This window comes from Bacillus jepli (assembly GCF_047238305.1).
Taxonomy (GTDB): domain Bacteria; phylum Bacillota; class Bacilli; order Bacillales; family Bacillaceae_L; genus Ferdinandcohnia.
Genome location: NZ_JBDFMO010000001.1, coordinates 670,337 through 683,850, shown reverse-complemented (window position 1 = coordinate 683,850; position 13,514 = coordinate 670,337). Strand labels below are relative to the sequence as shown.

General features: G+C 37.3%; 13 protein-coding genes. 11 read left to right on the top strand and 2 right to left on the bottom strand.

The window, feature by feature from the left end:
• The first annotated feature begins 35 nt into the window (after positions 1–35).
• From ABC371_RS03340 to ABC371_RS03315, 6 genes are all read left to right on the top strand, one after another.
• Entirely contained in the window at positions 36–233 is a 198-nt protein-coding gene (locus ABC371_RS03340; protein WP_412895573.1) for a hypothetical protein, read from the top strand.
• The gene (locus ABC371_RS03335) at positions 230–868 is read left to right on the top strand and encodes a permease (protein ID WP_412899264.1); all 639 of its coding nucleotides are present in this window, start codon (positions 230–232) and stop codon (positions 866–868) included. The genes ABC371_RS03340 and ABC371_RS03335 overlap by 4 nt, the downstream gene beginning before the upstream one ends.
• Positions 869–1,472: 604 nt before the next feature.
• Complete coding sequence (locus ABC371_RS03330) at positions 1,473–2,654, top strand: NAD(P)-binding domain-containing protein (protein WP_412895572.1); 1,182 nt, start codon at positions 1,473–1,475, stop codon at positions 2,652–2,654.
• A 42-nt stretch (positions 2,655–2,696) separates the two neighbouring features.
• Complete coding sequence (locus ABC371_RS03325) at positions 2,697–3,884, top strand: GTP-binding protein (protein WP_412895571.1); 1,188 nt, start codon at positions 2,697–2,699, stop codon at positions 3,882–3,884.
• A 138-nt stretch (positions 3,885–4,022) separates the two neighbouring features.
• Entirely contained in the window at positions 4,023–4,451 is a 429-nt protein-coding gene (gene sufU, locus ABC371_RS03320) for a Fe-S cluster assembly sulfur transfer protein SufU (protein ID WP_412895570.1), read from the top strand.
• Between the two features lie 6 nt (positions 4,452–4,457).
• On the top strand, positions 4,458–5,390 hold the full coding sequence (locus tag ABC371_RS03315; RefSeq protein WP_412895569.1) for a CobW family GTP-binding protein: 933 nt from the start codon (positions 4,458–4,460) through the stop codon (positions 5,388–5,390).
• Between the two features lie 33 nt (positions 5,391–5,423).
• On the opposite strand, the gene ABC371_RS03310 is transcribed toward ABC371_RS03315, so the two are convergent.
• On the bottom strand, positions 5,424–6,569 hold the full coding sequence (locus ABC371_RS03310; RefSeq protein WP_412895568.1) for a metal ABC transporter solute-binding protein, Zn/Mn family: 1,146 nt from the start codon (positions 6,567–6,569) through the stop codon (positions 5,424–5,426).
• Here ABC371_RS03310 and ABC371_RS03305 point away from each other — a divergent pair.
• The gene (locus tag ABC371_RS03305; RefSeq protein ID WP_412895567.1) at positions 6,520–6,666 is read left to right on the top strand and encodes a TIGR03943 family putative permease subunit; all 147 of its coding nucleotides are present in this window, start codon (positions 6,520–6,522) and stop codon (positions 6,664–6,666) included. The two genes, ABC371_RS03310 and ABC371_RS03305, sit on opposite strands and share 50 nt — an antisense overlap.
• A gap of 490 nt (positions 6,667–7,156) precedes the next feature.
• Here the strand turns inward: ABC371_RS03305 and ABC371_RS03300 are convergent, their stop codons facing one another.
• Entirely contained in the window at positions 7,157–7,999 is an 843-nt protein-coding gene (locus ABC371_RS03300; RefSeq protein WP_412895566.1) for an HAD family hydrolase, read from the bottom strand.
• A 588-nt stretch (positions 8,000–8,587) separates the two neighbouring features.
• Between ABC371_RS03300 and ABC371_RS03295 the strand changes: the two genes are divergently transcribed.
• The 4 genes from ABC371_RS03295 (at position 8,588) to ABC371_RS03280 (ending at position 13,509) form a co-directional block, all read left to right on the top strand.
• Positions 8,588–8,887: a hypothetical protein gene (locus ABC371_RS03295; RefSeq protein WP_412895565.1), complete on the top strand. Its 300-nt coding sequence runs from the start codon at positions 8,588–8,590 to the stop codon at positions 8,885–8,887.
• Between the two features lie 258 nt (positions 8,888–9,145).
• The gene (locus ABC371_RS03290; protein ID WP_412895564.1) at positions 9,146–9,421 is read left to right on the top strand and encodes a heterocycloanthracin/sonorensin family bacteriocin; all 276 of its coding nucleotides are present in this window, start codon (positions 9,146–9,148) and stop codon (positions 9,419–9,421) included.
• Between the two features lie 186 nt (positions 9,422–9,607).
• Positions 9,608–11,569: a putative thiazole-containing bacteriocin maturation protein gene (locus ABC371_RS03285; RefSeq protein WP_412895563.1), complete on the top strand. Its 1,962-nt coding sequence runs from the start codon at positions 9,608–9,610 to the stop codon at positions 11,567–11,569.
• Positions 11,569–13,509: a TOMM precursor leader peptide-binding protein gene (locus tag ABC371_RS03280; RefSeq protein WP_412895562.1), complete on the top strand. Its 1,941-nt coding sequence runs from the start codon at positions 11,569–11,571 to the stop codon at positions 13,507–13,509. The genes ABC371_RS03285 and ABC371_RS03280 overlap by 1 nt, the downstream gene beginning before the upstream one ends.
• Positions 13,510–13,514: the final 5 nt, after the last annotated feature.

Here is a 13,514-nt window from a genome sequence, read left to right as displayed (position 1 = left end):
TATTTTTAAGAAAATATTAATAGTTGGAGGAGCAAATGATACGACGTATTGAACAAAACTTAGCAGAAATAATAGGTTATATTATTCTAGCTTCCGTATTTTACCTTGTAATACTCAATGAACCCTGGACTATTACAGCAATAAAGTTGCCTGAATCCCTTTTAGCTTTTAACACGATTTTCCTTAGTATTTTAATTGAGTCGATTCCCTTTGTGCTAATTGGTGTTTTATAGCGGGTCTAATACAAGTCTTTGTTACAGAAGAACATATAAAAAGGCTGATACCTAAAAATAAATTTATGGCAGTAGGAATGAGTTGTATGTTGGGAGCCCTATTCCCAGCATGTGAATGTGGAATCGTTCCAATCGTAAGAAAGCTAGTTTATAAGGGAGTTCCCATATTTGCAGGGGTGGGCTTTCTTCTAACAGGGCCTCTTATAAATCCTATTGTTATTGCTTCCACCTATATAGCCTTTGGACAGGATGTAAGAATCGCCATATTGAGAATGGGTTTGGGTCTTTTAATAGCAATGGTTATAGCCACAATCATTAGTCTTCTCTTTAAAGGAAATCAATTAAAAAAATCTGCTAGCCTACTTGAATTGGATCAGTCAACAATTCGTTTTCCCGTCTCTTTGCGAATAAAAGCTATGTTTATACACTCCATTGATGAGTTTTTCGATGTGGCTAAGTATTTAATCATTGGAGCAATGCTGGCTGCTTTTGTTCAAACCTTTGTTTCTACAAATTACTTGGCAGGAATAGGAGAAGGAATTGTATATTCAACAGCAATTATGATGGGGCTTGCTTATTTTGTATTATTTAGTACTTTAGGTAAGTTAACTAGAACGAAATTTGTTATGTCCTAAAATGCTATTCTTGATTATTGACTCCGTTATTTACAGAAACAATTATTCTATTAAATATGTTGCATTTTTACAATAAAAGAAGGTGCTGCCTGTTATATAAAGACTCATCTTTTTTTGTTCTATCCTATTTCAAAAAATTCCTTTTGTAATATTCTTATAAAATTAATGTAATATATAGCATTTTACAACCAGATGAAATCATGATATGTCCTTTTGTTATAAAAATAAAGCCGGACGTTATTCTATAGGATTGAGACGAGGTACAAACTTATGTCTATCCTTAATTATTGAACGTATTAATGTAATAGATTCTCAATCTCTTGGTATATATAGATTTGATTGTGATTTGCTAACAAAATACTAACATAATTAAAATAGTTTCTCGTAAGTTATTTAACTTGTGAGAAGCTTCTTTATGTCTTCAATAAATGTAAATACATATAGTTCTTTAATAGAACATTGCATTCAATTCGAGGATGCATCATAGAATTTTTGTGGATTCGTTATTTGGCTGTACCTAACCCAATAATAATAACTTGAATAATGTAACAATATTATATACAATGTTAATCGTAACGATTACGATTTGTGCGAGGGAATAGAAATGCTTGAATGGATTATTGTAGGTGGAGGCGTTCACGGTTGTACGGTTGCTACTTATTTAATAAAAAGTGGTGCTTCTCAGGTTGAGGATATATTAATTATTGATCCTAATGAAGCTCTTTTATATAACTGGAAATGTAATACGGACAGAATAGGGATGGAATACTTGCGTTCTCCAGGTGTTCATCATATTGATGTGAAGCCCTTTAGCTTAGAGCAGTTTGGAAAACAGCTTGGTGATGAAAAAGGGTTTTATGGACATTACAAACGGCCCTCCTTAGATCTGTTCAACGACCATTGTAAGAAGATATTGAAAGAGACAAAGATGGAACAATCATTTTATCAAGGAGAAGTAGTAAGTGTTAAACGTCATGGGCAGGGATGGAACGTACAAACAGATAAAGGTACAACTTTTTCTGGAAAAAGAATCGTTGTAGCCATTAGCACTAGTGGACAGCCAAATATACCTGAATGGGCTCAAGATTTAAAGCGGGCTTCTTCAAATCATTTACAACATATTTATCAAAAAAGTAACTTAGACTTAACGAATCTTAATCCACCAATTGTTGTAGTTGGTGGAGGAATATCTGCCGCACATACAGTCATTAAGTTGTGCAATCTATATCCAGGAAAGGTTACATTGTTAAAACGTCACCCATTCCGCATACACGACTTTGATAGCGACCCAGGATGGCTTGGTCCAAAACATATGCGGACATTTAAAATGATTCCTGATTATGATGAGCGAAGACGCGTTATTCAACACGCTCGCTATCGAGGTTCGATACCGAAAGAGCTTCATTTAAAAATCCGTAGCCTCGTAAAGGAAGGAAAGCTTTCTATCGTTGATGGGGAAGTAAACACAGTCTCGAAAATTAACAAAAACCATAACTTCTTAATACATCTTGATCAACAGGAGAAATCAATTAAGGCTAACTCCGTCATTCTAGCAACTGGCTTTCAATCTTCATTGCCAAATCAAGGCTGGTTAAAGAAATTAATCGTTGAGGAAAAATTAAGTTGTGCTAGTTGTGGATACCCAATTGTAAATGAAAGTCTAGAATGGTGTTCTCATTTATATGTGGCTGGGCCGTTAGCGGAGCTTGCAATCGGACCAGTTTCAAGAAATATATCAGGGGCTAGAAGAGCAGCTGAAAGTATTGTAGGGAATTATATCAACTAAATCGTAATGATATTGATTTTCGATAAAGAGAGGGATAGTTAAATGAAACATAAAATACCTGTTACCGTCCTAAGTGGATATTTAGGTTCTGGAAAAACGACTTTACTAAACCATATTTTAGCTAACAAGGAAGATAAAAAAATTGCCGTCATTGTCAATGATATGAGTGAAGTAAATATTGATGCTTCACTAGTAAAGCAAGGTGGTTTTTCGAGAACAGAGGAAAAGTTAGTTGAACTGCAAAACGGTTGCATCTGTTGTACCCTTCGTGAAGATTTAATGATTGAAGTAGAAAAGTTAGTGAAATCTGGTCATATTGATTATATCGTAATTGAATCAACTGGTATTTCAGAACCGATTCCAGTCGCGCAAACTTTTACTTACATGGATGACGAGCTCAATATAAATCTTACAGAATCCTGTAGACTCGATACGATGGTAACGGTTGTGGATGGGAATCGCTTCTGGCATGATTTTGCTTCAGGTGAAAGCCTCTTAGATCGAAAAGAAGCAACGGATGAGACAGATACAAGAGAAGTTGTTGACTTACTAATTGATCAAATAGAATTTGCTAATGTTATTTTATTGAATAAGATTGATTTAATAAGTGAAGAGGACCGCCAAGAGCTACATGCCGTTTTACAAAAGCTGAACCCAGATGCGAAAATAATTGATACCGTTCAATCCAAGGTAGCATTAAATGAAATATTAAATACCCATCTATTTGACTTTGAAAAGGCTAGTCAAGGTGCTGGATGGATAAAAGAGCTTAATGAAGAGCATACACCCGAAACAGAAGAGTATGGAATAAGCTCATTTGTTTATAGAAAAAGAAAGCCATTTCATCCTGAAAGATGGAGAGAATGGTTAGAGGCCTGGCCCGTTGATGTCGTTCGTGCCAAAGGTTTTTTCTGGTTAGCTTCAAGAAATGATATGGCTGGATTATTATCACAAGCTGGAACATCATTGATTTTTCAGGGAGCGGGAGAATGGGTGGCTGCTTATTCAGAAGAAGAGCGGAAGCGTACTTTACAAGAAGAGCCTGAGCTATTAGAAAGATGGGACGAAAAATATGGTGATCGCATGACAGAGCTAGTGATGATCGGCATTGACATGAACCATCAAGAAATTTCGGATTCACTTGATAAATGCTTATTAACGGATAAAGAAATGGAAGAAGATTGGTCAATCTTTATAGATGAATTACCAGCATTTTATGTAGGTGAGTAATAGTTAAGTAAACGAAATAATTATAAAGCCAGTTCAAAAGCCATGTCTTATATTTTATGAAAGGTATTGTTGTGTAAATCAAAACCATAACAATACCTTTTTATGTCATTGGTTTTAAATTGATGTGGAGGTTTTGGAATGAACTTAAATCAAGTGTATCGTCAGGTTGTTATGGAACACTACAAAAATAAGCGTAGCTTTTATGAGATGGACATATACACGCATAAAATTCATTATAAAAATCCAACGTGTGGTGATGTAATGACCATGTATGCAAACATGGAAGAAGATCATATTAAAGAGCTGTCTTTTATTGGGGAAGGGTGTTCGATTAGCATGGCCGCTTCGTCAATGTTTACAGAGATAGTGAAAAATAAAAGTCTAGAAGAGGTACTAGAGATTTCAAATCTATTTGAACAGATGATTAAAAACGGGTGTAAAATAGATGATGAAAGATTAATGGATTTAATAAGCTTAGAAGGTGTTCATAGTCTACCAGCAAGGTACAATTGTGCCCTAATGCCATTTCAAGCATTTAGCAAATTAATTATGGATAAGGGAGTGTAATCAAACGTGAATAAAGTGGAAGTGTATATATTATCAGGCTTTTTAGGTAGTGGAAAAACGACACTACTACAAAATTTATTAATAGAAGAAAAAGGGCGTGGTAGAAACGTAGCCGTTTTAATGAATGAATTTGGAGATTTTTCGGTAGATACCAATTTAATTGGGGATAAAACACCTCTTAAAGAATTACTAAAGGGATGTATTTGTTGTACGATGAAAGACGAAGTTGAAATTCAACTTCTTTCCTTATATCAGGAACATAAGCCAGATGTTATTTACATTGAAACAACAGGTGTTGCACATCCAATTGAAGTATTAGATGCATGTATATCCCCTGTCATTGCACCGTATATAGAAATGAAATCAATAGTTACGGTACTTGATTTAACAAGATGGCAACAGAAAGAGAAATTGAATCCACAGTATGAAAGACTTTTAGTTCAGCAAGTAGAGCATGGAGATAATTTAGTTTTAAACAAATCAGAACTGCTATCTGTCCAGGAATTAAAAAGATTAAAAGACGAGTTGCAGAAAGTAAATCCTTTCGCAACCATTCATATGACCAATTATTCAAATGTAGCCTTATCACAGATTACTCAAAGGGATTCTACGTTTGACAACAAAAAAGAAGAAGTTCATGCAAAAGATCACCTACAAGTTCAGACAATGACGTATCAATTTGCAGTTCCTATTGAAATGGTAAGACTAGAAGAATGGTTTAAACAAATGCCAGATTCTATATTTAGGGTAAAAGGCTTTGTAAAATTCACTTCCGACCCTAATGGAACATATGTCGTACAGTATGCTTACGGTGTTCCATACTATATAAAGGAGCCAATAAACTTTCCTACAAATATTGTAATTATTGGCTCTAACCTTAACAAAGAAGAGATATATCATGAGCTAAATCAATTAGAAGAAACTCATAGCAAAAAGTGATAGGCGAGAAACCTATCACTTATTACTATGAGTCTACTTTAATGCTATATCCAATGCTTCGATATTTTTTCTCATTAAATTTAAATAATCCTCACCATTGGCGATATCCTCATCTGTTAAAACGGATAGATTATGAAGATAAAGAGGTTCTGCTTTAATCTCTTGACGAATAACCTCTGCAACTTTTGGTGTTACATTTTGCTCAAAGATCACGTATTTAATTTGCTTATCCTTGGCAATATCTATGATTTTCTCAAGTTCCTTTTGAGAAGGCTCGTTAGTAGGGGATAGCCCTGCTACAGCAATTTGATGAATGCCAAAGCTTTCTTCCCAGTATCCGTAAGCTGCGTGTGACACAATCATTTCAGGATTTTCTTTGGACTCTGCTAGCTGATGGAATTCTTCATCTAGCTTTTCAAGTTCACTTTTTAATGTAGAAAAATTGCTTTCAAATTCTTCAGCTGCATCTGGCTTTAACTTAATAAGGGCATCCTTAGTATTTTCTGCTAGTGTAATTGCGCGGTGTGGATCTAGCCAAACATGGGGATCATAATCACCGTGGTGATGATGACCATGCTCATCTTCGTGTGAGTGTTCTTCACCTTCGTGATGCTCATCTTCGTGTGAGTGTTCTTCACCTTCGTGATGCTCGCCTTCATGTGAGTGTTCTTCACCTTCGTGATGCTCGCCTTCATGTGAGTGTTCTTCGCCTTCGTGATGCTCATCTTCATGAGCGTGCTCTTCGCCTTCATGATTCTCATCTTCATGTCCGTGTGAATGCTTAATCGTTTTAATTCCATGCGCAGCTTCAACCATTAATGTTTCTTCATCCTTTAAAGCTTCTGCAATCTTTTCTGCATAAGTCTCCATACCAAGCCCGTTGTAGATGAAGGCATGAGCCTCCCCGATATTAATCATTTGCTTTGTTGTTGGCTCATATGTATGAGCATCTGACCCAGGGGGGAGAATGCTTTCTACCTCTACATACTTACCACCAATTTTTTCAGCAAAGTCCTTGAGTGGAAATAAAGTAGTATAGATCTTAAGTTTAGTTTCCTCCTGGTTAAGAATATCTTCAGAGTTGTTTGTCGTTTCAGTTGTTTTATTTTCTGAATTACAACCGGCGCAGTTGGAGGAGGACACATGGTTAGAAGTTGAAGGAACTTTATATGTAACCACCTATAATGGAGTACAAATCCCTTCTATAAGAACGACAAAATGGAAAATAATTGAGCAACCCACAGAGCCATATGTTTACCCAGTTCTAACAAGGTAGAGGCGTTCTAAAAAAATATTTTGTGTGAAATGCTAACATTTTGCTAACGCAATCCGGAGAATTAAGATAACCCCTCGTTAAAGATGTTACAGTGAAAAATTAGCAAAACCTTTATATAACGCACTCTAAACACACCAAGTTAAAGATATTACACACTCTCACCTTAGGGGCGGCATGATGTAATCAAGTCCTCCAGCCCTTGATATATAAGGGTTTTTAAGTAAGATGAGAGTGGAATGCAACATTTTGCTACATTGAGGATATTAATCGAGGCTTCTCATAAGTTCACTGAACTTTTGGGAGGCTTATTTTTTCATAATTTTAGGCTTCTCATTAATCGGTTCAAATTGATGAGAAGCCATTTTTGGGGGGTTACATGTACGGTTTGTGACCCTAAAGGTCTCATCCGTGCTGGGAACACAAAAAATCAGCCGGAAAAAATTTAATCTTCTTGGCTAATTTGTTAATAAGCATGAATCCGCACGACTTTTTATAGTGCATTCATTTCTTTAATCAATTCCGATATACTTTTCACTTTTCTTCCATTATATTCGGTATACTCCGATTCATATAAATCAATATATACCGTTTGCATCCCAATTTTAATGGCTGGAGCAATATCATTTATATAATTATCACCAATGGATAATCCTTTTTCAGGTCGAATTTTAAACTTTTGTAAGAGGTTTAAAAAATGTTTCTTTGTATCTAGCGGTTTATTTGCTTCTGTGATGATAATTTCAAATATGTCCTGCAAATCTAAATTTTGAAGAATGCGATGTACATTTTCTTTCTGGCTGTTCGTCATTAGCACTATGTTTTTCTTTTCTTTTAAATGTATAAGTGCCTCTCGTAAACCAGTGATTTTGGTTAAATGAAACTGATCTGTTGCCATAAAGTTTTTCGTTTGAACATAGGCTGATTGTGTGTCTTTTATGCCAAAATGCTTTGCACAAACATTTGGGAGCCACCATCCGTCACCAATGGCGATTATTGTATCAGAATCAAAATTTATTGATTGCGGGTAAAGCTCTTGTATTAAATCGGCTTCCAATTCTTTTCCTTCCCAAGTCCATGCCTTTACAACCGTTGATTGAACTGGATCTAATTTTAATACATATTCACGAACAACATCGTATACTTTTCCTATTGTTACAACATGTTCTCCAGAGACTATCTTTTCGTATTCTTTTGTAAAAAGGGGCTGTACATCTTTTGGCAGCTGCTTTTTTAATTGTTCCGAATAATAAAAGAAATGATCTGTATCCTCGTATAAAGTGCCGTCAAAATCAAAAATGACTAATTCCGCGTTTTCTATTATACTTCTTTCCATTGTTACCTCCAGTATTTCTCTAAAAAATTATCCACTAGTATATTGTCAGCATAAAAGCTCTAAAAATATATGAGAATTTAATGGGAATTCAAGATAAAATTGTATGAGGTTGATTTTGTTAATAATTGCTTAAAATTTATAAGAAAGTTGATTTTATAGGCGATATTAATCATTTTTATAATTATAATGAAACTCAATGGCATTACAGATGAGACAATACGCATAAATAGAACAAGTACTAAAATTAATTAGATTGAATAAGATATAGCTGGCAACTGTAACAGACCACATGCCCCATCGGCTAACATTTTGCTAACGCAATAAAATAGAAAACGGTAAAATTCCGTTAAAGATATTACACCTCAGATTAACAAAACCTTGATATACCGACTTTTTGCACACAGCGTTCAATATATTACAAACCTTCATCTTACGGGCGGCATGATGTAAGGCTTTTAAGCCATACATTTGAGAAATAGTTATTACTATTTTTCGCTCAATTTTTACTTCATTCTGATAAGTAGTCATGGAATAAACTTATATCAATATCAATAACCACTACCTATAAAAATTAGGGAGTGGTTTTTTGTGTTGTTAAAATTTGCGTATCAAGATTTTTTGGGTGACCGACGTTTCAAGAACACAACCAAACAGAATGTCTCTAAGCCTAATACAGCAAGTGTCGAGGACAATGCTTGGATATTATGTAAAAGTTGCAATATTGCTAAAGGGACAAAGATTATTATTGAAGTTATAAAAGAAGTCCCAAGCCAGATTTTAGGACCAATGCTCTTACAGCAATATGCCAAACGAATTGTAGAAGGTTTATTTGAAAAAGTAACAATTACTATTGGTTTTTGCTGTTTTCATGTTGTATGTTCCTCCTGAAGTTTTATTTTTATTTCGGTCGTTCATCCACCGGCAGAAAGAAACATAACCATTCCATGGAAAAAAACAATAGATAAAAATTGGAGGGAATAATAAATAGGCTCTATGATTAGTAACAGAGACCTAAAAGAAACATAATTTGTTAAAGAGAGTACACATCGTAACTAATGATTTCGTTTATACAGAACTATCATTGACTTTTCCACTCTCTATTCATGTTTAACCAAAATAATTAAATTCAATGGGGAGGAAAGAAATATGTTACAAAATGAGCTACAAGGGTTGGCAATCGACCCTTACCAAGTTGGTCAGTTAGTTCCTTTAGATCTTCAAAGCCAAGACCTGCATACGATGAGCAGGCGTTGTGGAGGCTGTGGCTTCCGATGCGGCGGCTTCCGTTGTGGAGGTTGTGGCTTCCGATGCGGCGGCTGTTTCGGCTTCCGTTGTGGCGGCTGTGGCGGCTGTGGCGGCTGCTTTGGCTTCAGCTGTTTCGGCTTTGGCCTCGGTTTTGGCGGCTGTTTCGGTTTTATTTAATTCTTTTGGCAGTTTGAGCAGTTTGGAGCCGTGTAATTTCCTAAAGAAAAAATTAATTTTGTTAATCAAAAATGCCCTTGCGTAATTTGTCGCAGGGGCACTTCTTTACTGTTTATCATATTGGACAAAGAATCGTACATAAACTAATAATGCATATTTATATGATTATGAATAAGGAGGGGCTATATGACAAAACTAGACTCGTCCTCACGTCTGAAGGTCAAAAGGGATACTTTTTTTCTTCCAGATCCACATGGCGGTGTGTATTTTAGAAACAACTTAAGCACATTCCGAATGGAAGGTAATACAATCTATCAGTGGATTGAAAAATTAATTCCCTCGTTCAATGGAGAGCTTACATTGGGAGAATTAACAGTGGGATTAACTGCTCCTTATCGGGACAGGGTGTACGAAATAGGAGAAACGTTGTACACCAAAGGTTTTGTACGGGATCTAAGCAAAGAGGCTCCTCATCAATTAAATCGAAACGTTCTTGAAAAGTATGCTACACAAATCGAATTTATAGAGAATTTTATGGAATCTGGTGCGTACCATTTTCAAGAATATCGTCAGGCGAAAGTTCTGGCTGTTGGCTCTGGGCCCTTTATGGTTTCATTGGTTTCCGCGTTAATCGAATCAGGTCTGCCCAAAATAAATGTTATGGTCACAGATTCCATTCCTACCAATTGGCAGAGGCTAGATGAACTGGTGCAAAAGGCACGTAAAACCGATTCTGAAGTCGAGATAAAGAATGTACCCTTTCATAAAGACGCGGGGAGCAGTTTCTGGAGAGAAGCAATTCAGCCCTATGATTGTATTCTATACGTCTCGCAGGATGGCAATATAAATGAACTAAGGGATGTTAATCTGGTTTGCAAACAAGAAAAGAAGGCATTTATGCCATCCATCTATTTAGACCAGGTGGGGCTATCTGGTCCATTTGATCAAACGGATACAGATGTATGCTGGGAGTCCGCATGGCGCAGAATCCATCACTCAGCACTAAAAAAAGATCAACCGCCTCAATCCTTCTCTTCAACAGCGGGATCGATTCTGGCAAACGTTTCAGTATTCGAATTTTTCAAAAGGGCTACAGGGATTGCAGATTCCAATGAGAGTCATCAAATTTACATGCTTGATCTTGAAACCCTGGAAGGAGACTGGCTTTACTTCATCCCACATCCATTGGGTACGTCTACACGTGATACTCTAAGACAGGTGGAAGATTTTGATTTCCGCCTTGAACAGGAAACGGATCGAAATGAACAATCGAGTGACCTCTTAGAGTATTTCAGTCGATTAACGTCAGAGGAAATAGGAATTTTCCATACCTGGGAGGAACGAAATTTACCCCAACTTCCACTTGCACAGTGCTATGTTCAAGCTGTTAACCCCTTTTCAGAGGGACCCGCAGAGCTACTTCCTGAAGTTGTCTGTGCGGGACTAACACATGAAGAAGCAAGAAAAGAGGCCGGGCTTACGGGCATTGAAATGTATGTTTCACAAATGATAAATATGCACGATGTGGGATACAAACATCAGAAGAATAAGGTAGGTGCGAACATACCTGAGGAATTTATAGGGATCGGTGCTGGAGAAACAATCGCAGAGTCTGTTTGTAGAGGCCTTCAAGTATGTTTAGGTGAAGAATTGAAAAAGAGGAAGGTCGATCAGCAGAGTACGGTTTATGGTATTAAGTTGGGAGCAATAGAAGATAAGAGATGCAGATTTTATTTTAATGCCCTGACTACCTTAAATGGTACTCCAACAATTGGTTTCAAAGAGGATGTACTAGGCTTTCCTGTGGCGTGGGTAAGGTCGAATGGCCGTTTGTACAAAAGTGCAGGTTTAAATACAACTTTGGCATTACGTAATGCATTGGAACAAGCGCTTTTGGAAGCTCAAAACCAAGTGAATTCTACAGTAAAGCAAGAGATGGAGTCAGAGGTTTTTCTAGAAAAAAACGAAAGCAAACTGGATATCCCATCTTGTGATGAAATTACGTCTCGGGAGCTATTACAATCGTCTATTCATATATTAAAACGGAACCGCATGCGGCTAGTAATCTATGACTTTGCCTTTGAGCCTTTTTTAAAGCAAGAGCTGGCAGGGGTGTTTGGTGTTCAGGTTCAAGAGGGGGGATCCTAATGGCTGCTTATATACTTATAGATGGTGAGGGTCTATTAGCGGAATATGTCTATGATCAATTGTCCCCAAATTATATTGTTAGGCGCCAAAGCATTCTTGAAGAGGTTCCCGAAAATACAGAATTAGTTCTTGTACTGCACGATACCTGGAAACCACACGTTCATCAAAAAGCCGAAGAGAGGTTAAGGGCCCTAGGTATTCCATGGCTTCGAGGTTTCGTTTCGTTTGGTGAGGGAATCATTGGTCCATTTGTACGACCTGATGTACCGGGATGTTCTCAATGTGCTGACATACGACTTATGTTAGCTGGTCCTGATCGCCAAGAAATGTTGGGGCTTCGGATGAAAATGGCAGCAAGTGAAGGTTTACTCCGTGATGCATGGGTATCACGAACCGGACTATCGCAAATGGCGATCTTGATTAGCAACGAAGTGATGAAGATTCTTCAAGGAGAACAAAGCTGCCTAGGAGAACGGGTGTTCATTACAAATCTAAAAATGTTAACGATCTCCAGCCACTTTTTCTTGCCAGATCCGTTGTGCGCTATGTGCAGTCTAATACCTAAGGACACATCTGAATTGGCTTACATTAAGTTAGAACCCAGCCCTAAATTGAATCCTGCTGGTTACCGATGCCGTTCGATGGATGAATTAAAAAACGTGCTAGTCAAAGATTATCTGGATTATCGTACTGGTATCATGAATGGGAAAATGCAGGATTTCAGGCTACCGTTCGCTGACGTTTTAGTGAACATGCCGTTGTTTGTGGGGGATGAGGGAGTAGCAGGTAGATCTAATTCTTATGAAATGAGTGAGCTAACTGCTATTTTAGAGGGTTTGGAGAGATATTGCGGAATCGAACCTCGAGGCAAAAAGAAGGTAATTCGTGATAGCTATCACAATTTGGCGGATAAAGCATTAAATCCTGCAAAGGTAGGTTTGCATGGGGAGGAACAGTATGCAAAGCCAAAATTTCCATTTAAACCATTTCATCCTGATCAACCAATGAATTGGGTCTGGGGATATTCATTTTTACAAGAACGCCCTATTCTGGTTCCAGAGTTACTGGCCTTTTACAGTTTGGGATATGGAGAAGGATTTGTTTATGAGACTTCCAACGGCTGTGCATTAGGAGGGAGTTTAGAGGAGGCCATTTTCCATGCAATTATGGAGGTCGTTGAGCGAGACTCATTCTTATTAACCTGGTATGCACAACTCCCACTTCCCCGCCTTGACCTTAGTTCTGCGAACGATAAAGAATTGCAGTTGATGGTTAGCCGGATTCGTGAAGTCGCTGGGTATGACCTGCTTTTTTACAATGCGACAATGGAACATGAGATTCCGTGCGTTTGGGCAGTGGCAAAAAACAGAAGTTCCAAGGGTGCAAACCTCATTTGTGCAGCAGGAGCTAATCCTGATCCTGTAAAGGCAGTAAAAAGTGCGATTTACGAACTTGCAGGAATGATGATTAGGAATGACGAAATCTTAGACAAAAATCGACAGAAATATGAAGAAATGTTACAGAATCCGTTTGCTGTACGTACCATGGAGGACCATGGCATGCTATACGGGCTGAAAGAAGCAGAGGAGAATTTAAGTTTTTTATTGGATGAAAATCGTCCTTTACGTACATTTGATGAGGAATTTAAATGTCCGTTGGTGAATGCTGATTTGAAGGATGATGTTGAGGATATTCTAAATAGGTTCCGAAGGTTAGACCTGGAAGTCATTGTGGTTGACCAAACATCACCTATAACCAAAAGGAACAGCTTATTTTGTGTAAAGGTATTAATTCCTGGAATGCTGCCAATGACATTTGGACATCACCTTACACGTATAAGAGGTCTTGACCGGGTACTCAACGTACCTGTGAAACTCGGGTTTAAAAAGCAACCGTTAACATATGAACAGTTGAATCCATATCCCCATCCATTTCCATAACTGCA